Origin of the sequence: Vibrio splendidus (assembly GCF_003345295.1) — a bacterium.
GTDB classification, from domain to species: Bacteria; Pseudomonadota; Gammaproteobacteria; order Enterobacterales; family Vibrionaceae; genus Vibrio; species Vibrio splendidus_K.
This window is the reverse complement of record NZ_CP031055.1, coordinates 1,080,472-1,102,877: the sequence shown is the minus strand read 5'-3', so window position 1 is coordinate 1,102,877 and position 22,406 is coordinate 1,080,472. Positions and strand designations below refer to the sequence as shown.

Annotated in this window: 14 protein-coding genes; 4 read left to right on the top strand and 10 right to left on the bottom strand. The window is 45.5% G+C overall.

The features are described 5' to 3' along the window. Nucleotides 1-378: 378 nt before the first annotated feature. The 7 genes from pheT to DUN60_RS04820 form a co-directional block, all read right to left on the bottom strand. Entirely contained in the window at nt 379-2,784 is a 2,406-nt protein-coding gene (gene pheT, locus DUN60_RS04855; protein WP_102513803.1) for a phenylalanine--tRNA ligase subunit beta, read from the bottom strand. Between the two features lie 18 nt (nt 2,785-2,802). Then, nucleotides 2,803-3,786: a phenylalanine--tRNA ligase subunit alpha gene (pheS, locus tag DUN60_RS04850; RefSeq protein ID WP_004734764.1), complete on the bottom strand. Its 984-nt coding sequence runs from the start codon at nt 3,784-3,786 to the stop codon at nt 2,803-2,805. A gap of 389 nt (nt 3,787-4,175) precedes the next feature. Beyond that, nucleotides 4,176-5,348: a GGDEF domain-containing protein gene (locus tag DUN60_RS04845; protein WP_244212203.1), complete on the bottom strand. Its 1,173-nt coding sequence runs from the start codon at nt 5,346-5,348 to the stop codon at nt 4,176-4,178. A 272-nt stretch (nt 5,349-5,620) separates the two neighbouring features. Continuing rightward, nucleotides 5,621-6,853 carry a hypothetical protein gene (locus DUN60_RS04835; RefSeq protein WP_114633317.1) on the bottom strand — a complete coding sequence of 411 codons (1,233 nt, stop codon included), beginning with the start codon at nt 6,851-6,853 and terminating at the stop codon, nt 5,621-5,623. A gap of 9 nt (nt 6,854-6,862) precedes the next feature. Next, nucleotides 6,863-7,618 (bottom strand): outer membrane lipoprotein-sorting protein, encoded by a 756-nt coding sequence (locus DUN60_RS04830; RefSeq protein ID WP_244212215.1) that lies wholly within the window; start codon nt 7,616-7,618, stop codon nt 6,863-6,865. 95 nt (nt 7,619-7,713) lie between these two features. After that, on the bottom strand, nt 7,714-10,239 hold the full coding sequence (locus DUN60_RS04825) for an efflux RND transporter permease subunit (RefSeq protein ID WP_114633315.1): 2,526 nt from the start codon (nt 10,237-10,239) through the stop codon (nt 7,714-7,716). 120 nt (nt 10,240-10,359) lie between these two features. Continuing rightward, complete coding sequence (locus tag DUN60_RS04820) at nt 10,360-11,145, bottom strand: TetR/AcrR family transcriptional regulator (RefSeq protein ID WP_017074568.1); 786 nt, start codon at nt 11,143-11,145, stop codon at nt 10,360-10,362. A gap of 554 nt (nt 11,146-11,699) precedes the next feature. On the opposite strand from DUN60_RS04820, the gene DUN60_RS04815 reads away from it, so the two are divergent. Next, nucleotides 11,700-12,515, top strand: coding sequence for a hypothetical protein (locus DUN60_RS04815; protein WP_114633314.1), 816 nt, complete (start codon nt 11,700-11,702; stop codon nt 12,513-12,515). After that, nucleotides 12,436-13,209 (top strand): hypothetical protein, encoded by a 774-nt coding sequence (locus DUN60_RS04810; RefSeq protein ID WP_114633313.1) that lies wholly within the window; start codon nt 12,436-12,438, stop codon nt 13,207-13,209. The genes DUN60_RS04815 and DUN60_RS04810 overlap by 80 nt, the downstream gene beginning before the upstream one ends. A 150-nt stretch (nt 13,210-13,359) precedes the next feature. Here DUN60_RS04810 and DUN60_RS04805 read toward each other — a convergent pair whose 3' ends face one another. The 3 genes from DUN60_RS04805 to DUN60_RS04795 all read right to left on the bottom strand — a co-directional run bounded on the left by DUN60_RS04805 (nt 13,360) and on the right by DUN60_RS04795 (nt 19,662). Then, nucleotides 13,360-13,854 (bottom strand): outer membrane beta-barrel protein, encoded by a 495-nt coding sequence (locus tag DUN60_RS04805; RefSeq protein WP_114633312.1) that lies wholly within the window; start codon nt 13,852-13,854, stop codon nt 13,360-13,362. A gap of 142 nt (nt 13,855-13,996) precedes the next feature. Further along, entirely contained in the window at nt 13,997-18,097 is a 4,101-nt protein-coding gene (hrpA, locus tag DUN60_RS04800; RefSeq protein WP_114633311.1) for an ATP-dependent RNA helicase HrpA, read from the bottom strand. Nucleotides 18,098-18,348: 251 nt separating this feature from the next. Further along, the gene (locus DUN60_RS04795) at nt 18,349-19,662 is read right to left on the bottom strand and encodes a MipA/OmpV family protein (protein ID WP_114633310.1); all 1,314 of its coding nucleotides are present in this window, start codon (nt 19,660-19,662) and stop codon (nt 18,349-18,351) included. Between the two features lie 81 nt (nt 19,663-19,743). Between DUN60_RS04795 and DUN60_RS04790 the strand changes: the two genes are divergently transcribed. Beyond that, nucleotides 19,744-20,334 carry a VC1380 family protein gene (locus DUN60_RS04790; RefSeq protein WP_114633309.1) on the top strand — a complete coding sequence of 197 codons (591 nt, stop codon included), beginning with the start codon at nt 19,744-19,746 and terminating at the stop codon, nt 20,332-20,334. Between the two features lie 6 nt (nt 20,335-20,340). Continuing rightward, on the top strand, nt 20,341-22,404 hold the full coding sequence (locus DUN60_RS04785) for a metallophosphoesterase family protein (RefSeq protein ID WP_114633308.1): 2,064 nt from the start codon (nt 20,341-20,343) through the stop codon (nt 22,402-22,404). Nucleotides 22,405-22,406: the final 2 nt, after the last annotated feature.

Below are 22,406 nucleotides of genomic sequence, written 5' to 3'. Positions count from 1 at the left end.
ATCCTTATCAAGTTGCCCAATCCTCTTTGAATAGATTGAAAACTCCTTGTGGAACTCCTTTCCACTGCACTTAACGTTAAGAGTCTTAATAGCTTCAATGAGCTCCTGTTTCCCCTTACGGCTTATTGCTGTCATAAGTTTATCTTTATAGTAATATCGTTAAATTAGTCATTAGCTAAGACATCCCTTCCTACTTTGATATCCAGTAGTTGAGCCTTGTTTTACAAAATAAGGAAATTTCGTAACTCACAAATTGCCCAGAATGTGTCGATGGAGAGTGAAACACAAACATGTCCAATACTGAGTTAACCCTCTCCCTTACCCAACAAAAAAGGCCTCGCAATGCGAGGCCTTTGGTTTTCTTTCTATCAGAAAAGATTAGTCGCGAAGTGCTGCGCCGAATTTCTCTGAGATTGAAGCTACGATAGCATCTACTGAACCAGCGATGTCTGCATCTTCTAGTGTGCGCTCTACAGACTGTAGGCTAAGTGCGATTGCTAGGCTCTTCTTACCTTCTTCAACGCCTTGACCAACGTATACGTCGAACAGTTTAGCGCCTGTTAGGAATTCGCCACCCGCTGCGATACACGCTTCTACGATGTCGCCAGAAGCGACTGCTTCGTCAACAACAACGGCGATATCACGACGGTTTGCAGGGAACTTAGATACGGCTACTGCTTCTGGAAGCACGCGAGTGTTGATAGCTGCCCATTCGATTTCGAATACGATAGTACGGCCGTTAAGACCAAACTTACGCTCTAGTTCTGGGTGAACAGTACCAATGATACCCACTTCTTTGCCGTTAGCCATAATCGTAGCCGATTGACCTGGGTGAAGTGCTGGGTTGCGCTCTTTTGCTTCAGAAGAAAGAGATTTGAAGCTGTATGCGATTTCGTTTGCTGAAAGCTCAAGAACGGCTTCTAGGTCACCTTTAAGATCGAAGAAATCTACAGTGTTAGTTGCAATGTCCCAGTGCTCTTCGCCACGAGTACCAGAGATAACGCCCGCAAGCATCATTTCTTGGCGCATGCCGTTTTCAGCAGTTGCTTCAGGGATGAAACGTAGGCCTGATTCGAATAGACGAACGCGAGACTGTTGACGCTTCTGGTTGTGAACAACTGTGTTTAGAAGACCTTGGATTAGGCCAAGACGCATTGCTGACATGTCCGCAGAGATTGGGAATGGCAGGATTAGCGGCTCAACACCAGGTACAACAAGCTTTTGCTGTTCTGGTTCTACGAAGCTGTATGTGATTGCTTCGTGGTAGCCACGGTCTACAAGAAGGTCACGAACGCGCTTAAGCGGTTGGTTAGCTTCTTTGTGGTCATTCATTTTAAGTGCCGCTTTAGGCGCTTGGTTTGGAATGTTATCGTAACCGTAGATACGACCTACTTCTTCAATTAGGTCTTGCTCGATTGCGATATCAAAACGCCAAGATGGAGACGTTGCCGTCCAACCAGCTTCAGTCGTCTCTACTTCACAACCTAGGCGAGTAAGAATTTCCACTACGTCTGTAGATGGGATTTCGTGACCTAGTAGGCTGTCTAGCTTAGCGCGACGTAGAGCAACTACGTTTGCTTTAGGAAGATCAGCTTCAGATTCGCTGCCGTTTACTGGCGCAACTTCACCACCACAAATTTCAACTAGAAGCTGTGTTGCACGCTCCATTGCTGCTGCTTGAAGTGTTGAATCAACACCACGTTCGAAACGTAGAGAAGAATCAGTGTGAAGACCGTAAGCACGAGCGCGACCGCGGATGTGATCCGGTGCGAAGAATGCAGCTTCAAGAAGTACGTCTGTTGTTTCAGTCGTAACACCTGAATCTTGACCGCCAAAGATACCAGCGATTGCTAGTGCTTTGTTTTGGTCAGCGATAACAAGTGTGTTGCTGTTTAGTTCAGCTTCGTTGCCATCTAGAAGTGTTAGCTTTTCGCCCTGCTCTGCTAGACGAACCACGATACCGCCTTCGATCTTAGCAAGATCAAATGCGTGCATTGGTTGGCCTTGCTCTAGCATCACGTAGTTTGTGATGTCTACAACTGGGTCGATTGAACGGATACCACAACGGCGCAGTTTTTCTTGCATCCAGATTGGAGATTCCGCTTTCACGTTTACGTTCTTAACTACACGGCCAAGGTAACGTGGACAAGCATCCGTTGCTTTGATTTCAACAGATACTGTGTCTTCAATGCTTGTTGCAACAGCTTCAACTGTTGGCTCTGTAACGTCTGCGCGGTTTAGTACGCCAACTTCACGAGCAAGGCCACGGATGCTGAAGCAGTCTGCGCGGTTTGCTGTTAGGTCTACGTCGATAGTTACGTCGTTAAGCTCTAGAAGCTCACGTACGTCCATACCTAGCGTTGTGCCTTCTGGCAGCTCAAGGATGCCGTCAGACTCTACGTCGATACCTAGCTCAGAGAAAGAACAAAGCATGCCGTGCGATGGAACGCCACGTAGTTTTGCTTTCTTGATTTTGAAGTCACCAGGAAGTACTGCGCCAACTGTTGCTACTGCTACAGTTAGGCCAAGACGACAGTTAGATGCACCACATACGATGTCTAAAAGTTCTTCTTCACCAATGTCGATCTTTGTAACTTGTAGTTTGTCTGCGTCAGGGTGCTGACCGCACTCGACCACTTTACCTACTTTAACGCCGGTGAAAACACCCGCAACAGGTTCTACATCGTCAACTTCCAAACCAGCCATAGTGATTTGGTGAGCTAGCTCTTCGCTGTTAATTGCAGGTTTAACCCACTCGCGTAGCCAAGATTCACTGAATTTCATAGTTTTGACTGCCCCAGATTACTTGAATTGTTTAAGGAAACGAAGGTCGTTCTCGAAGAACGCACGAAGGTCATTTACGCCGTAACGAAGCATCGTTAGACGCTCTACACCCATACCGAATGCAAAACCAGAGTATTTCTCAGGGTCGATGCCAACAGAGCGAAGTACGTTAGGGTGAACCATGCCACAGCCTAGAACTTCTAGCCATTTGCCATCTTTACGTTTCACGTCAACTTCAGCTGAAGGCTCTGTGAACGGGAAGAATGAAGGACGGAAACGCACTTCAACTTCTTCTTCAAAGAAGTTACAAAGGAAATCGTTAAGAATGCCTTTAAGTTGTGCGAAGTTTACGTTCTCATCAACTAACATACCTTCCACTTGGTGGAACATTGGCGTGTGAGTTTGATCGTAGTCGTTACGGTAAACACGACCCGGAGCAATGAAGCGGAATGGCGGTTTGCCGTTTTCCATCGTACGGATTTGAACACCAGAAGTGTGCGTACGTAACATTAGATCAGGGTTGAAGAAGAAAGTATCGTGATCAGTACGAGCTGGGTGATCGTCTGCGATGTTTAGTGCATCAAAGTTGTGGAATGCATCTTCGATCTCAGGGCCAGACTCAGTGCTAAAGCCAAGCTCACCAAAGAACTGTTCGATACGCTCAACGGTGCGAGTCACTGGGTGAAGACCACCGTTCTCAATGCGACGACCTGGTAGGCTCACATCGATAGTTTCTTCAGCTAGTTTCGCTTCAAGCTCTGCACGTTGAAGTGCGTCTTTGCGAGCTGCGATCGCTTGTTGAACAGCACCTTTCGCTTTGTTGATCTCTTGACCAGCAGTGCGACGCTCTTCAGGTGGAAGTTTACCTAGGCTTTGTAGTTGAAGAGTTAATTCACCCTTCTTACCTAAATACTGAACTCGCACTTCATCAAGTGCGACTAACGAATCTGCTGTATCAATAGCAGTCGTTGCATTAGCAATGATCTCTTCTAGATGTTGCATCATTTCCTCATCTACCAGTTGGTAGTGTCCGTATCGGATGATTAGTTTTTTTAGATAGCTACACATAGTAATCAAACACGCTACCAATGCCAAATTGAATCGCTAAAAGAGCAAGTTATTGACTAAAAACACGGCAAATTTAACAGGATATTAATGAGGAATAAGAAGAAGTGGAACAATTACTGGTTCCACTTCTTTATTTGAAGGTGAGCTAGATTCTAAATTTAAAGCGGCTAGGCTCTAGATTTAAAGTCGCTAGGTTCTAGATTTGAAGCGAGCGGAGCTCTAAAACTAACGTGAACTGTGTTCTAAATCTGACGTGAGTTATGTTCTAAATTAAAAACGATCTACGTTCTAGATCTGAGGTGGACTAAACTCTAAGTCTAAGTCTAAAGTGAACCGTGCTCTAAATCTGAATGGAACTGCGCTCTAGATTTTAAATGAACTGAGTTCGATATCTGAATCGAGCAAACACTGTTTTTACCTGCGTTTTTCGCTAAATAAACGGACTCATCGGCGGCTTTAACCAACTCATGCATGGACCCGAATTCTTGGGTTATTTCAGCCACACCGACACTAATACTGCCAATCCAAACTTGATTACTGGTTTCAACCTCTAATTCAGACACTTTCTGTCGAGTCGTTTCCGCGATGTGCATACCGCCTTTAAGATCGGTATCTGGGCAAATAACGAGAAACTCATCGCCCCCTAATCGACACACAATATCGTCATTGCGAAACGCATTTTTCAGTTCACGCGCGAGGGTTTGTAACACCAAATCACCTGCATCGTGGCCACTGGTGTCGTTAATGCGCTTGAAGTGGTCGGCATCAATCATAATGCACACTAAAGGCATGCCAAGTTCTTTCGAGTCTTGCCAATGTACCGCTAACTGTTTAAAAGCACTGCGACGGTTAGGTAATTTAGTGAGTGAATCTGTTAACGACAGTTCTTCAAGTTTCTTGTTCGCTTGTTTTAACTCTGCCGTACGCTCCTCGACTTTTTCTTCGAGTAACTGGTTGAAGCGTAACAACTGCTTGTTGCGCTCAGAGACTTGTTCAAATAAGCCGTTAAGAGCAGCGAGTAAAGGGATGGTTGACGAGTCTTTTTGCTTTTCTTCTGCTTCAAACGCTTGTTGGGGTGTTGCCCCCTTTTCTATCGCGGCCACTTGTCGAGCCATGTTTTGGTCGATACCGAGGATGTGGTATGCAAGCCAATGGATTAGGAAATCAAGTAACTGTCGTGCTGACGTCTGATCTTCTTCCAAGATGAATGCTTGCATGCTGTAGATATCTCGCATAAACATGCGATGAACTTTGATGTGTTCTTCAATGTGTAAATCGTATACACCGCAATCTCTCATTAAAGATTCTTCTTCTTTAAAATGAAATTCGGCATAGCGTGTGAGATCGAGTAAAGCGACGCTCATGTCGTCTATAGAGATAGTATTCTCTGACAACAGGTTTCCGTAGTGGTTGATAAAACCAACAAGGTATTGATGTTGTTCGTCTACAACACCAATGCCTGTTTCAAAGTTATTATCCCAATTGAATGAATTCATATATCCCTTAGGGCCGATACCACCAGCACGTTTCACATGCATATTCGGAGGTTATAGATGCTCGAAAAATATAACCATTTTACCTGTGGGACTATTCGATTGTTTGATCCATTTTATAAAAATACGACTTTGAACATTCTAAATATGGCTCATCTTAAATTTGAGACGTTCCCTTTAACAAGAACGCCTCACGAAACCAATGCTAGCTTTTCGGGAAATGCTAACTTGTTGGAAATACCTAACCTTTTGGAAATACTAACTTTTTGTAAAGACTAAAAATAATATTCCAATGCCATCTCGACAAAGTCGTCCTTGCGCGCGAAGAACAACAAGTCTTCTGGGGTTTCGTTCTCAAACAACCACGCGTTTAATCGCCACTTGAGGTTGTTGTTAATACGGCTTGAGGCTTCGAGCTTTGCACTGTAGACATCGCTGTTATCTAAGTCTTGAGTAATGCCCGTTAACACCTCGGTCCCGTCTTCATCGTTCAAGGCGAAGCGCGCTCCAAGAAACACATCGTTTTGACCGACACTTTGGGCATTGTTGCCTCGGCTGTCGTACAGATATTCAGCAATAAAGCCAATATCCCAATACGATTCAAGCGCCCCAACCCATGTGTATTCAAAGCCTGTCGCAACACCTGTGTGGTTGTCGTAACTGTCGCGATAAATGCTTTCAAGCTTCCATAACCAGTCGCCCATAATGCCTTGCACATCGAGCCCGAAGTGCTGCATTTGCGCGTAATACGGCTTGAGCTCATTGCCTTCTACACGATAATAAGGGTCGCGATTGGTGCCGCCTAAGTAGCTTAAACCGACATCCCAATCGCCGTACATTTGGCTATAACGCAGTGCCACATCAACGTGCTTTTCTTCTTTCGATGATTCGTAAAGCGCATCGTCTGAAACGGGTACGGGCGTTCTTAACCGACCGTCTTCCCCTGCAAAGGTACGTTCACGAAAATACGGCAGTAACATAGCATCGATGGTTCCCCAGTCTTTGATGGACGTAAAGTGCACCATAGGCTGACCCAATTTCGATTCGCCATCGACCGATTCAATGGCATCGGTTTGGTTTACTACGTCCACTAAATGCGCTGATTCAGTCACACCCCAGAATACCTTGCCAACACCTGCGCGCAGTTCGTAATCGTCCCAATAATTGAGATATAGAGCTTCACGAACATCGCCATGAGTTCGCTCATCGTCTTCGCTGTCTAGGCGATAAAACGGCGTGAAGGTAAAGCTGCCATTGCCCTCTTGTTGCTCCCAGTAAAACTCCGGTTGCAACACCAGTGAGCTTTGCCCTTTATCCTGCCCTTGTAAGCCGTCACTGAAGAACTGCCTGTGTTCAAGGTTAACCTGCCCTGCTAGCTGTGGGGTGACCTGTTCTACGAACTCAGAGCTAAAACCTGCCGCCACACATGGCAACGACACCTGCATTAGCCCAACGGTCGCTGCCAAGGTTAAAGATAACTGCGTTCCTGTTAACACAATCCTTTTCATATTCTTGCCTTACTTTGCACGTTTAAGTGTGTTTTTTTGGAAATCCTTGTCCTTAAGACCGGTCTGGAACGCTAAATCTGTCGTGGTTAATACCGTACTTTTGCCTGTTTGGTGGTTTTGCATCGACATGGTGTGTGCGCGCCAGTATTGGTTTAGGTATTGTTTGTAGTCTTCGAACGAGAGGGTTTTCAGCAATGCGCCTTTGCGGTCGTAAAACTCAACCTGAACGGGGCGGTAGAATTGTTGGTCTAGCCATACTTTTTGCATGGTATAGCCAGAGTTTTTATCGGTCGGAACTTGCTCCAATACAAAGGTATCCACGCCTTCAATTTTGGCGTCTTCAATGTAGTTGAAGGTGTACTTTCCTAACTCGAACGAGCTCAAGTCTTCGTAAGCAAATTCACTGCCCATAAACGGGCCCGATTTGTTACGTGAAGAGATGCGTTTTACTCGTTTCAATGCAGGCAGATACAACCATTGGTCATCCGATTTAGTGATGTGTGAATGGTTCAAGAAAGCCGTGCCTTTTACGTCGCGAGGCTCATCAAAAATGGTCAGCCCTTTATCGCCGTCGTCATCAACCTCTAACGACTTCAATCGCATTAGGCGCGAGCTACTTTCGCCTTGTTTGTTGCGAAGTAGCATTTCCATGGTCGCAACAGAATCGCCCCACCCCATATCGACGGCTTTGCGTTGCTCAGCGATCTCTAGGCCTTTCGCTGGGTCGGCTAACGCAGGGAAAGCCACGAATGCGCCAATAGTCATCAATGACGTTATTAGTGTTTTCTTTGTAATAGAGTGTTTAAAGCTTTTCATAATGATCTCCTTGAGTCAGCCCACCGCAGCAGGCTGACGATTCCTTATTTAGTCGAAGTAGTCAGTTCGCCAACTGGTTTAGACGGGCTAGATTGCTCTTCTTTGGATAGCTTTGATTCGTGTTGAGGTTTATCTGAGTAGTGCGTCTGCTTGTCGAAGATCATCAGCAAGCTAGGTAGCAAGATGAAATCGACTACTAGCGCAATGAAAATCACAATCGCACTGAGTAAGCCCATATCGGAATTAAGTCTGAAGCTCGACATCGCCAATACAGAGAAACCCGCCACTAACACAACCGTGGTAATCCACAATGCACGGCCAACAGTGTGGAAGGCGTACCGAACCGCTTCTTCCGCTGATTTACCTTCTAATCGTGCACGTTGGTATTTACTCAAAAAGTGCACTGCATCATCGACCACGATACCCAGAGTAAGCGTGACTACGACCGACAAACCCAAGTTGATTTCACCGGAAATAAGCGCCCATAAACCAAAGCCGATAATCGCTGGGGCAATGTTTGGCACTAGGCTGATAATGCCCAAGCGAACCGAGCGCAATGCAAAGATCATCAAGCCAGAGATAAGCACTAAGGTGATAGGCAGAGTTGATAGCATGCTCGCCATGTTGGTTTCCCCGATATGGGCAAACATCAGCGACGGGCTAGATGCCACCACTTCATATTGAGGCGCATTGGCTGCAAACCATGAGTAGATACGTTCTTCGAGTTCAACCAATTCCACACTGCCTAGGTTGTCGACCGTGAGTACCATTTTGATCGAAGATTTATCGACATTGATTTGGTTATTCAAGTCCAAGCCATAAGGAAGAGACATCTCATAAAGCAGTAAGTATTGCGCAGCAAGTTCACGGTTAAGTGGCAGTTGGTAGTAGCTGTCGTCATCGCCATGCATGTTCTTATTCAAACGCATGTAAACATCGGAAAGCGTGGCCACATGATCGGTTTCTGGTTGTACGCGTAGCCAATCGGTAAAGTCACCAATCGCTTGCAAGAACACAGGATCGGCAATTGCTTGAGACTCGTTAGTTTTGACCGCGATGCTGATGGTCGTCATGCCGCTTACGGTCTGTTCCATGAAGTCTGCCGCTTGTCTGAACTCGCTTGAGGTATCGAAATACTTCACCGATTCATCATTCACTCTGTTCAATGGAATTAACGCGGCTGCGCCAACAATCACTAAGGTAGAAATAGGCAGCAGTGCTTTGCGGTTGGTCACCACAAAGTCGCCCAGTTTATCCATGAAAGTGACTTTGCTTTCCGCTGCTTCATTGGCTGGTAAAGTCTTTACTGGCAATAGTTTTAACAGCGCAGGCAGCATAGTCACGGATAAGAAACACGCGATGATCACGCCCAATGCCGACAAGTTACCGAAGTCTCGTAATACGGGAGAATCCGACATGTTCATCATCAAGAAACCAATCGCGGTGGTGACAGAAGTAATTAAGATCGGCATCGCATTAAGCTTGATGCTGTATTGAATGGCTTGTGCTTTCTCCATACCGCGTTGCATGGCTTGTCTCATGGTCACGATTACGTGAACACAATCGGCAACGGCAAGGGTTAATACCAATGTAGGAACGTTGACCGTTGCAGTACTTAGGAACATCCCTGCCCAGCCAGACAAACCCATGGTCGCGACAATCGAAGAGATAATCACAACTAAGGTAGCAAGCACGCTAAAGAACGAGCGCAGCATAAAGGTTAGGAACACCAACACCACTAACAGCATTAACGGCACCAGTGTTGAGCTGTCTTCTTGAGCCGAGGTCATAAAGGCGTTATTCATGGCAATGATGCCCGCCTTGTGGAATTCGACATTAGGATATTGTGCCTCGTAGCGGTCAATCATGGCGTTGATGGCCGCAATGACTTCTTGCACTTCCGCCGTTTTGTCCACTTCGGGCAATTGCACCGTGACGTTAACAATGGTCACATCGCCGGAGGCCGATACCAATGCATTCTTAAGCAGTGGTTCGTTGAGCGCGATCTGTTTTACTTTGGCGATCCGCTCTGGCGTGTGCTCGTATTCTTCGTACAGCAAATCTTCCACTAACAAGTCGTCTTCAACGGCTTCGGTATGCTGATAATTGGCCAGCGAATCGACACGGCTTGAGTACGGGATCTGCCAGGCATCGACCGTGAGGTTTTGAATTAAGGTGAGGGTTTCAGGGGTAAAGACATTGCCGCCTTCAGGTGCGACAACAATCGCAAGGTTGTCGGTTTTCGCAAAGGTAGTTTGAATTTCATCGAACGCCATCAACTGTTTGTTGGTGCCTTCGAAGAAGATGTTGTAATCCCCTCTAAAGTAGAGGTTCTTCGCCCCTAATGCAGAGAGCATGATGATTGAAAAAACCACCAGCAGAACGATAAACGAACGCTTGGTCGGTATTGAGTGCCAACTGTTATTTAGATCCCCGTTTACGCTATCGACATTACGGTTATATCGGTTTTGGTGATCGAGAGCGGGCTTCTGGCTGTCATGTTCCATCACAGTCTCCATTTGTGACGATTCGTCATAGTTGTGTCTTAAAAAGCCAGCCGAAGCTGACAAAAGACACAATTCTTAGTCATACACTCAAGAAAACCAAAACAACACTAGGCAAACTTAAGTTTATGACGAATCGTCACTAATGGTTATTAATAAACCCACATAGGTGGGTTTAGTTGAAGCTTATCGACCTACTGACTCTAAGTAAGCGACTTCTTCACTGAACAGTTCTTGTTCTACACGGCGCCAGGTTTTACGGTAATCCCAATCACTCGAAAGGGGCTGCCAGTTGAGGCCGTCTAAAATCATGTTCGCGTTATGTAATACTGAATACGGATCTTGTAACCGCTTGATACAATGACTGTTTGAAGCATTCTGAGACAAAGCATTTGAACCAAATGCGATTGACCAGTTGGCGAATACGATGGCATCTGAACCCACGCCAGAAGAGAACTTTAGGTCACCGGCTTCTACTGCTTGATTGACGAGCAGATCCGCTTGTTCGATAACGATTTCTTCTAATTGATTCATCTCGGCCACGCGTGCACTGGAGGCTTTCTCTAGTACCCATGGGCTTTTCGCCATAATCGCGCAAGTTGATAATACCGGTTCCATACGAGCATAAACTCGGTACGCAACATGCAATGCCACAATCTTTTCGCGTGAGTTGCCTTCAAACTCTCCAGAACGAGCAAACAACAGTGCCTCAGACTTAAGAGAATGAATACATAACGCTAAAACCACGTCTTCTTTGCTGCAAAAGTGATTGTATATCGTACCTTTAGAATAAGAGCTTGCCGCCGTTAGCCTATCCATCGTTAGATTTCCGAACCCTTGTTCTCGAACCAGATCTTTTGCTAACAACATCAATTCTACTTCTCGGTCGGCTATGGATTGCTGCTTCTTAGACAGCACCGCCTTGCAACCAAAGATACTTTGTTTATCGCCTTTACAACCAAAGCCAAACATAATTTTTCAGTCCGTATTTGAGCTTAGCTATTACCTAAGCTTAATCAGCATTTAAAACGCTCCTGTCCAATATATTAACACGAATAGTAAATTCATGTGGTTAACCATTTTATGACGCTTCGTCATTTCTGACTTATCGTCATAATAGCGCAAATATTGATCATATCAAGGTGTTTTATAAATTAAATACAACTTATGAATGGATGGATAAATAGGTCAATAAGTAGATAAAGAAATCATCAACAGTCACTAGAGAGAGAAGATAGGCGCTTTCATGAAGACAACACAAAAGATTAGAAGCTCATGCTTAACGTTAATAGACCACGTTATTTTAAGCCTTGGTGCAGAATCAGACCCGAAAAAGACGGCCGTAAACCCCATCTTTAGCCATCTTCTGACCTAGAATGAATGAGTGTAGGCTTACTTTTTGGGGCAGACCTCTCCTTATGGTCAATATTTGGCTTACTAATGTCGTTTTCTGTTAAGTTGCTATAAATTCGGTAAGGGGTGACTTACAATAGTGACAACGACTTACCTTTTTTGAGAACACGATATTGAGCGCCAAATATTCTTATTTAGCTTGGCAAGTGAATACTTCTAGCCCAGCAGAAAAGCTGGTTTTATTGATGCTTGCAGATGGTGCTGATGAATTCGGTTACACCAATGTGTGCCTACAAACGGCAGGTCAGCTTTGTGCTCTCTCTACGTTTGGTTTAGCCGACTGCCTTAAGTGTTTAGTCGACCAAGGTTTCCTCGATAAGGTGAAAGTAGACTATCGAGATAAGAAAGAGATTCACGTTTTCAAAATGCTCATTGAGCAAGAGCAAGCTACGGCGCACGTTGAGGTTCAACCGACCAATAGTATTCCGGTCTACTCTACTGCACCTGCACCTGCACCTGCACCTGCACCTGCACCTGCACCTGCACCTGCACCTGCACCTGCACCCAAGTTTCAGCCTGCTCCGGCACCAATGCAACACATGCAGCAGGCCCCTCGCCCACAAGGTCGAGGCTCAATGAACAGCAACACCGTCTCTACTCATGATCTCAACGAAGAAGAGATACCATCATGGGCAGAACGTGCGTTTAAATTCTCCGGTTTGACCGGTGACCATAGTTTAGTATGGAAGAAATTTGTCCTCTGGTATAAAGCCAAAGCCAATGAATTAATGCCATTATCTAGGATTGAATCCAAGCTGCAGTACTGGCTAGTTAACGAGAAGCAAAATGAAAGACAACAACAGCAGAAGACCTCTCAATATTCAGGAAATGCAGGACAAGCTCAAGGAAATGGGTATAGACAAAAGCTTAGCCCATCTGAACGCTTCAGGCAGCAGCTCATTCAAAAAGGCAAAAAGCCAACCTTCTGAGCCAGCTTCACCTGTTGTACCTGACGCTACCGTACCTGAAGTGATTGAAGCACAAAATACAGAAGTAAAAGTAGCGACACCAAACGCTGCGGGCTCTGGTGCGTCTCAACAAGTTCCTGTTGTTGATCAAGATCCAGCAGAGCTTGAGCTAACCGATTGGTGTATCCATGTGTTCGGTTCTTTCTTGAGCGTGTACGAAACTCAGTGGGAATACCAATACGGTAGTGAACCGAGCGGTAAGTTTCTTGAGTTTGCCCACTCTGTTGACTCAGACGGCCTTAACCGCGTACTAATGCACTGCCATGAGCGTATTCAACTTGGAAACAGTTGGCCACCGCAAATGGGTGAGCTTTGGATCCTTAAAGATTCTTTGACTGAAGAAGAGCTGCTTGATAGCCGTATTCGTGTATTGTCGCGCACTGCTGTGAACAAGATTGAGAAGTGGTTAATCCAAAACAAACTGTACGACTTAAAGCGTACGGCTGAAAACAAGCTCGATGGCCTGTTTAAGAAATACTACTTGGAAGCAAAGCGTTTAGATGAGAAAGGCATGCTGGAAACAGAATTGCCGCAGTTCCTGCTTGCCGCTAACTCAGTGAAGAACTTGAACGACTTGAAACGCGAAGAGTATGAAAGCCAACACGGCAAAGCGATGAACCCAAGAATTCAGAAGATTCTAAACAGTAAGAAATAGCGCTCCTCGCTTAACTTATACCGCTTAAGTCAGCGACATTACTATTCTACAGATACAAAAATGCCAGCTATCAAGCTGGCATTTTTTATGAATTCTTACGAACTCTTTAACGACTATCCGACCGTTATTTACGATCGCCTTACTGATTAATTACAGTAGGTGGATAGTTGCGTTTAGCGTAAATACGCCAGAGTCGTCATCTTTCATTTTGAAGTTTTGGTAGCTAGCGCCGACAGATAGTGGACCAAAGATGAAGTATTCTGCGCCTACACCGTACATGATATCAACGTCGTCTTGTTTGAAGCTATCGCCTTTCACTTCGTAAGAGTGAAGACCACCCTTCGCATATACGTGAAGAGGACCGAAGTCGATACTTGGTTTGATTGCTAGGTAAGCAGTACTTACGTCAACACCTTGTTTAGCACGGTTACCGTAGCTAACGTTGTCGAAAGAACCAAGATCCCAGTAACCCGCTTCAACACCGATTAGTGGAAGGATACCTGTACCTACGTGGATGCCCATCGCCGTTTCATCTTCACCAGCAAATGAGTTTTGACCACCCATAACACCACCGTATAACCATGAATCAGCCATTGCTGTTGAAGATGCACCTAGCAATACTAGTGCTAATAACGTTTTTTTCATATTCGACCTTTTTCGTCCTAGTGGCAGGCCTTGAGTGGTAATAAATTGCCACCAAGTCGCCCTGTATGTAATAACTATTCAATTAGTAATGCAATAAGCAAGATTTATACCTAAACCTTGCTATTGCGTCTAGCTTTATTCCTTAGCAAGCATCAATCGCGTTTTTAACACGCTTATCTGATACTGGGTAAGGCGTTCCGAGCTGCTGTGCGAAGAAGCTTACACGAAGCTCTTCTACCATCCAACGCACCTCTTTTACATTTTCTGGAACCGCGATCCCTTTTGGGATTTTATTCAGCAGCTCTTTGTAATCATTCATTACTGACTCAACTTTGATCATATGCAAGCGATCTTTGTTCGGGTCAATCGGCAGTTTTTCCATGCGGCGTTCAATCGCTCTCATATAGCGTAGAATATCCGGCAGGCGTTTCCACCCGCATTCTGTGGCAAACCCCTTAAAAATCAAACCTTCTACCTGAGCTTTTATGTCAGAAAGTGCGAATGCCATTGAAAGATCGACACGTCCTTTCAGCTTCTTACTGATGCTGAATGCGGTCGTTAGGATGGTTTCAACCTGTTGAGCAATCTCAACCACGCTGTCGCCCAGCTCTGCACGTACGTGTTCTTTCAGTGCTTCAAACTGCTCTGGTTCCCAAACCAAACCGCCCTTCTCTTCAATCAGCTTATCAATACCACAAGCGATACAGTCATCGATAAGATCGAGCACCTGTCCGTATGGGTTGAAATACAAGCCAAGCTTAGATTTGTTCGGCAAGTTAGAGTGCAAATATTTGATCGGCGATGGCACGTTCAACAGGATTAAACGACGCTGACCCGATTTCATTGCCGAGATCTGCTCTTGCTCGGTTTCGAACAATTTGATCTCTACGCTGTCTTTAGAATCCACCAGCGCTGGGAAGGCTTTAACATCGTAGCCGCCACGCTTCTGTTGGTAGACTTTTGGTAACTCACCAAAGCTCCACGTATGCAGGTTTTGCTGTTCGATGTCATCGTCTGCCACTTTAGAAAGCGTTTCTTGAACCTTGTCTTTTAGGCTCTCTTTCAATTCATGCAAGTCTTTCTGTTCTTTAAGCTTACGCTTGCGATGATCTACAGCGCGGAATGTTACCTTCAAGTGCTCTGGAATCTGGTCTAACTTCCAGTCATCACGTACTACTTCCACACCTGTCATGCGGCGCAGCTCTTTTTCAAGAGAATCCAACAACGGTGCTTCAAGTGGTGTCACACGAGCCAAGAACGCATCAGCGTAGTTTGGCGCAGGCACAAAGTTACGGCGTAGCGTTTTAGGTAACGACTTGATTAGGCTAATTACCAGTTCCTGACGTAGGCCTGGGATCTGCCAATCAAAACCGTTTTGGTCAATCTGGTTCAAGATAGGCAGCGGGATATGGACCGTTACACCATCGTTGTCGTCGCCCGGCTCAAATTGATAGCTCAGCTTCAGCTTGATACCATTTTGGTGCCAGAAGTTAGGGTAATCCAAATCAGTAACGTGGCTTGCATCACCGCGGAACAGCATCGACTTTTCGAAGTTAAGCAGCTCTGGTGTTTTCTGGCTGGTCTTCTTCCACCATGTATCGAAGTGACGGCCTGAAACAGCCTCTTCGCCAACACGTTGGTCATAAAAGTCGAACAGTTCATCATCGTCGATCAAGATGTCACGACGACGCGATTTATGTTCTAGCTCTTCTACTTCTTGCAGTAGCTTACGGTTCTGCTTGAAGAAGGCATGTTTGGTTTCCCACTCACCTTCAACCAAAGCGCTGCGCACGAACAATTCACGGCTGACAGTGGCATCAATCGCACCGTAGTTCACTAAACGTTTCGGGATAATTGGGATTCCGTAAAGCATCACTTTTTCGTGTGCCATTACTGCCGCTTGCTTCTTCGACCAATGTGGTTCGCTGTAGCTGCGCTTAATCAGGTGTTTTGCTAGTGGTTCAATCCATTCAGGCTGAATCTTAGCGATAACACGACCCCAAAGTTTTGAGGTTTCCACCAGCTCAGCAGACATGATCCACTTTGGTTGTTTCTTAAATAAGCCAGACGCAGGGAAGATATGGAAGCGTGCGTTACGAGCACCTTGATATTCATTCTTCTCTTGGTCTTTCATACCGATGTGCGAAAGCAAGCCTGATAGCAGTGACATGTGAATGCCATCGTAGCTGCCCGGCTCTGTATTCAGCTTGGTATCCAATTCACGCATTGCTTGGTGAATTTGGAAGTACACATCTTGCCATTCACGGATACGTAAATAGTTCAGGTAATCTTGCTTACACTGTTTGCGGAACTGGTTACTCGACAGCTCTTTTTGTTGCTGCTTAACGTAATCCCAAAGGTTCACAAACGTGATGAAATCTGACTCTTTATCGAAGAAGCGTTTGTGCTTATCGTCAGACGATTGTTGTTTGTCTGATGGGCGCTCACGCGGATCCTGAATAGACAACGCAGAAGCAATTACCATCACTTCGTGCAGGCATCTATTACTTGGCGCTTCAATCACCATACGAGCTAAACGTGGATCAATCGGCAGCTTAGCGAGCTTGCGACCAATCGCGGTTAGCTTCTTCTTGTCGTCGCCATGATTCTTGTTTTTGTTCGCAGACGGTTCGACTGTCGCGATCGCACCCAACTCTTCAAGCAGCCTTACACCATCTTGAATATTACGTTTATCTGGCGCTTCAACAAATGGGAATGCTTGAATGTCGCCCAAGCCTAGCGCAGTCATCTGAAGGATAACCGATGCTAGGTTAGTACGAAGGATCTCTGGGTCAGTAAACTCTGGGCGTGATTCGAAATCTTCCTCAGAATACAGACGAATACAGATACCTTCAGCAACACGACCACAACGACCTTTACGCTGGTTAGCACTCGCTTGAGATACTGGTTCAATCGGTAGGCGTTGTACCTTGGTACGATAGCTGTATCGGCTGATACGCGCCGTACCCGGGTCGATGACATACTTGATGCCCGGAACGGTTAACGAGGTTTCTGCCACGTTGGTCGCCAGAACGATGCGTCGACCAGTATGAGACTGGAAGATACGGTTCTGTTCACCCGCCGATAGACGTGCGTACAGCGGAACAATTTCGGTATCACGCAAGTTACGTTTACTTAAAGAGTCGGCAGTATCACGAATCTCACGCTCACCGTTCATGAAGATCAAGATATCGCCTTGCCCTTCATCACACAGCTCATCTACCGCTTCAAAGATACCTTCGATTTGGTCACGGTCTGAATCACTTTCATCACCACCTAATGGGCGGTAACGCGTATCAACTGGGTAAGTACGACCTGATACTTCAATAATCGGCGCATTGTTAAAGTGCTTCGAGAAACGCTCAGGATCGATGGTCGCTGATGTAATGATAACTTTAAGATCAGGACGCTTTGGCAGAAGCTCTCTTAGGTAACCCATGATGAAGTCAATGTTCAGGCTACGTTCGTGGGCTTCATCGATAATGATGGTGTCGTATTGGCTTAAGAAACGGTCGTGCTGAATTTCCGCCAGTAAGATACCGTCGGTCATCAATTTGATTTGCGTGTTATCAGATATTTGGTCGTTAAAACGAACCTTATAACCAACAAAATCACCCAACTGTGTTTCCATCTCTTCCGCAATGCGGTTGGCAACTGAACGTGCCGCAAGACGACGAGGCTGAGTGTGGCCAATTAAGCCCATGCGGCCACGGCCAAGCTCAGAACAAATCTTTGGTAACTGAGTGGTTTTACCCGAACCCGTTTCACCCGCCACGATAACCACTTGGTTTTCAGAAATGGCTTTCGCAATATCATCGCGTTTTTGGCTAACAGGGAGAATCTCTGGGTATTCGATGGTTGGTTTGTGCGAGGCACGCTGATTTGCCGTCATCATTGACTTGGCAATGTCTAACGCTATCTCATCGAAGACAACGTTCTTAGATTGTTCGTTTTTAATTCTACTCGCACCAGCAATTCGCTTACTCAGACGGAAGCGATCGCGCATCATACATTCGTTGAGCGCTTTACGAAGAGAAGCTGGGCTATTTTGAGATGCTTTTGTATTGGCTGCTGCTGAATGATCGGCAGGTTTAGCTTTTGGTTGATTTGTTTTTGGTTGTTTAGCTTTTAAATGCTTAGCAGGTCGGTTCGATGCAGGCTGATTCGATTTCGCTTCGTTCTGTGGAGAACTTGGCTGTGCTGCATTCTTGTTGTTGTCTGCTTTTTCCGGAGACGAAGTCAAAGCGTGTCCTATTCTTGTACTTATTAAACTCGCGCGATTATATCACAAGTCTCAAACAAAAAAGCCTGACAACAAAGGGAAAACCTTTTGCTATCAGGCTGATTAATCTCGCTAACACTCGCAGAAGCTATAGAAGCGAGGTCAAATGCAAGTCGTACTTAGTAAACTCTGGCTTAAAGCTAACGTTAAAACTGTCTCTACGAAAATGACAGTCAAAAACCACGATTAAAAAGAACAGCTAAAAACTACGCTTAGAACTCGTATTGGAAATAAACCGTGTTGTAGTTACTGCCGCCTTTGATTCGTCCGAACTGGGATGCGTTTTCAAAGATTGCAGAACGGTGATGCAATGAGTAACCGAACCACAAGTTGTTCAAGTCATTCTTACCAATCAAGTCGCCGACGTTTACATCGAATGAGAAGTCTAAGTAATTCAACAGATGGCTTGCTGTGTAACCTTTACGGTCCATCTCAGAGCCTTCGATATAGGTAATCGAATCGATGTAAGACATACCTTCTGCCACACCTACACGCCACTGGGTTGGCCAATCAAAGGTGTAATACGCTTTGATCGCAATAATATACTCGGTGCTACTCGATTGAACCTCTGAACTCCAGTGGTGCGCGATACCTGGCGTTAGGTAGATGTCCAATGGGAAGCCGAAGATCTCATCGGTTAACGGGTGGCCATAGAAGAACGAGGTCAACTGGTTGTTGTATTCGTCTTTCTCTCTATTGAACTTCATGATGTCGCCAATATTGGATGGCGTAGCCCAACCGTGTGCGACACGTAAATACGGCGCATTACTCAGCTTAGGTTTCGGAGCTTTCTCTTTGTCGTTAAAGAAACCAAAGCCAAGGTACAACTCACCTTGATAGCGGTCTTCGACTATCGACGAATCGTAGGCATTATCGTCTAATCGAGTCACACTGGTTGACCCCAATAAGTATAAATTCGAAACCACATGGTAACGCGCTTCAACACCGACATTCAGATCTACACCTGCACCAATGGTTTCACTATCTGCAGAGTAATATTCACTGTTGAAGTCAGCACTTTTATAACGCAGCGTCGCGCTCGGGTAAAACTCCCAATCTCCAGTTTCATACTTGGCTTTAGCACGAAAGTTACCGTGGAAGTTGTACTCACTGTCGCTCATTAATTCCGTCTCGACAGACCAAGGACCATCAAGTTGGTAGGTCAGTTGAGCACCGAAGTCCGCAGTATCGCCTTCAATTGCGTTCTGCTCAGAAGCTGGGATATCAATAAAACGCATGCGAGAAATAGCATTAAAAGACCATTTCTCGTCATCTGTTTGATAAAGATAAGCACCCATCTCGGTACCATCAATGAACACATAGTCGTTCTTGAAAAACAGCATCGGTACGAATGAGTTAACCGATTGGTCACCACCAGACGTGTCATAAGGGATGCTTGCAGTACGGAACATTGCAGCGATGCCCCACTCTTGTTCTTCAGCAGCCCACGCATTAGCACTTAGGAAAGCGCTACTTAGTAAAGCCACTCCAGTTGAAGTGAGAGTCGGTAAATATTTGAGCTTCATTCTTATGTAATTACTCTTTGTAATAAATATTGTGTAACTGAATAGACATTTATTAACCATGATGGCTAACTATTTTTAGGTTTGATCGGCATTGACCGTTACAATGTAGAATATTCTCGGTTAAATGAAAGTATTGTGAAAGTCTCCGAATTACAAAACATTATAGATCAGTTACCCAAAGATTCCGATCCAGATATTGTTGTGGGTGAGGCATGGCTGCCCGAGCGTTTGGTGGATACCAACCTAGACGGCGACATGCTATTTCTTGAATTCGATAATGCCCCTGAAGACAATCAAGGGGATGAAGAAGGCCGTGGCTTTGTTGAGCACGAGATTGCTATGATTCGAGAAAAGCTCGAACTGTTGTTAGACGAGCCTTCCGATACCAAGACCAAAGCCGATGCCCTATTGGCAATATTTCTAATGGGTCATGAACTTTCTAGCTCGGAAGTTATCGAAGTTCTTGAATCAACAGAGCTTGAATCAACAGAATCTGAAATGACGGAGCTTGAGGCTACTGAGTCTGAAATGACAGAATTTGAACCGTTCGAGTCTGAGATTGCAGAGCATAAAACAACAGAATCTGACTCAGTAGAACTTGAAGCATCAAAGCTTGAGACCACAAAACCAGACACGAACAAGCTCGAAACAAAAGAACTCCACGACGACTGACCACCAATGATTTTAGGTACCGTATTGAAACCCTCTACGACATCATCTCTTCCCCTGTTACTCGCCGGACCCATTTTAAGAAAAACCACCGCAACTGAAGTGGTACTTTGGTTAGCCACCAGCTCGCCCCTTGTTGGCCGGGCTGATCTTTATATTAGTGAAACTGAACATAGTCGAGAAACAGGCTTTTCGAACGAAAAAGAGCATTCAGAACCAAAACAAGACCAACCGTTTTACACCTCATCGCTTGAAGAGCATGATTCGATTCAAGTCGGTACACATGCGTGGATAACGCTAATTCGCTTACAAGGTGAGTTTCCGACTAATACGCTTCTTGAATATGACATTCACACAGAGTCAGGTTCACTAAAAGAGCTCGCCCCTCACCTTGTTTACAACGGTAAATCTCGCGTTGAGTTTAAGATATCAACCTCGGCTGATTATATTCTGCATGGCTCTTGCCGTAATCCGCATCATCCAAGCAAAGACAGCCTAGTCGCAGCCGATAACAAGATCGCCGAGCAAACCGTCACTGAAAGACCTGACATGCTGATGATGAGCGGCGACCAGATTTACGCCGACCATGTGGCAGGCCCAACACTTGATGCTATTCAACAAGTGATTCAACTGCTTGGTCTTGCTGGTGAGAGCTTACCGACCGACTCACAAATTAAAGAAATCAACAGCAGTGACGCGCTGTATAACAGTGAGTATCACCTCTATCAGCGCCATCACCTACTGCCACACCACAACACTTCGGATTCGCTGATCGATAAGCTATTCCCTAAACGCGGGATTCCTATCTTTAGCTCGACCGATTGTGAAAACCACTTGGTCACGCTGTCTGAGTTTATCGCAATGTACTTGTTGGTTTGGTCTCCGACACTGTGGCAATGTGTCAATCGAGAGCGTTTGATTGAGAGTAACTTTACTCAAGGTGGGCCCCAATTAACACCGACTGAGCAGCAACAGTGGCGTGATGAAAGCGTCATCATTGATGATTTCATTGCTGGTTTACCGCAAGTGCAGCGTCTGTTCGCACATATCCCAACGTACATGATCTTCGACGATCACGATATTACTGATGATTGGAACCTTACCGTGGGTTGGGAATACGCCGTCGACCAAAACCAGTTCGCGACTCAAGTCATTGGTAATGGCCTGACCGCCTACTGGATGTGTCAGGGTTGGGGTAACAAACCGGAAAGCTTCGACGAAACGTTTATCGAGCAAGCAAAACAGCTTTTTGTCGATCAACCGCGCATTACTAAACAAGCGCATAATGAAGCCGATGATAGCAATACTACTCACTCTGTTAGCAATATCGAGCCAGACAAGCATCAAGCCTTCATTGAGATGTTAAGTCGCTTTGAAGAGTGGCATTACACAATAGATACCTCACCCAAAGTCATTGTGTTGGATACTCGAACACGTCGTTGGCGTTCCGAGTCGCGCATGAATAAACCTTCAGGTTTAATGGACTGGGAAGCCTTGATTGAGTTTCAGCACCAGTTATTACATCAAGATAAAGTAGTGATCGTTTCTGCTGCACCTATGTTTGGCGTGAAGTTTATTGAAACACTGCAAAAGATGGCGACCACAATCGGCAAGCCATTAGTGATTGACGCTGAAAACTGGATGGCACATCCGGGCAGTGCCAATACGCTGATCAGTATCTTCACCCATACCAAAACACCGACCAACTTCGTGGTACTTTCTGGTGACGTTCACTACTCCTTCGCTTATGACATCAAGCTTAGGTATCGTCGCAACAGCCCGAACATCTATCAAATCACCTGTAGTGGCATTAAAAATCAGTTCCCTGCTCCGCTGCTTAAATTCTGCGATGTGTGGGACCGCCTGTTATACAGCCCTCGCTCAGTTTTGAACTATTTCACTAAGCGTAAGCGCTTAAAAATCGAGAAGCGAAGCCCTGATAATCAGACCTTCTATCGCCTTTCAAACCGCAGTGCGATTGGGGAATTAAGGCTAGATGGGGATGGTAAACCTCAGTCGATCACCACCCTCAGTGGTGACGGTAAAATTACGCGTTTTCCAGAACCGGACTAGGA

Excerpts from the sequence above, each read along its gene's own strand:
- DUN60_RS04810 (WP_114633313.1), top strand. The coding sequence starts at position 12,436 with ATGGGTATAGACAAAAGCTTAGCCCATCTGAACGCTTCAGGCAGCAGC.
- pheT (WP_102513803.1), bottom strand. The coding sequence starts at position 2,784 with ATGAAATTCAGTGAATCTTGGCTACGCGAGTGGGTTAAACCTGCAATT.
- DUN60_RS04795 (WP_114633310.1), bottom strand. The coding sequence starts at position 19,662 with ATGAAGCTCAAATATTTACCGACTCTCACTTCAACTGGAGTGGCTTTA.
- DUN60_RS04820 (WP_017074568.1), bottom strand. The coding sequence starts at position 11,145 with ATGTTTGGCTTTGGTTGTAAAGGCGATAAACAAAGTATCTTTGGTTGC.
- DUN60_RS04785 (WP_114633308.1), top strand. The coding sequence starts at position 20,341 with ATGATTTTAGGTACCGTATTGAAACCCTCTACGACATCATCTCTTCCC.
- DUN60_RS04835 (WP_114633317.1), bottom strand. The coding sequence starts at position 6,853 with ATGAAAAGGATTGTGTTAACAGGAACGCAGTTATCTTTAACCTTGGCA.
- DUN60_RS04805 (WP_114633312.1), bottom strand. The coding sequence starts at position 13,854 with ATGAAAAAAACGTTATTAGCACTAGTATTGCTAGGTGCATCTTCAACA.
- DUN60_RS04845 (WP_244212203.1), bottom strand. The coding sequence starts at position 5,348 with ATGAATTCATTCAATTGGGATAATAACTTTGAAACAGGCATTGGTGTT.
- pheS (WP_004734764.1), bottom strand. The coding sequence starts at position 3,786 with ATGCAACATCTAGAAGAGATCATTGCTAATGCAACGACTGCTATTGAT.
- DUN60_RS04830 (WP_244212215.1), bottom strand. The coding sequence starts at position 7,618 with ATGACTATTGGCGCATTCGTGGCTTTCCCTGCGTTAGCCGACCCAGCG.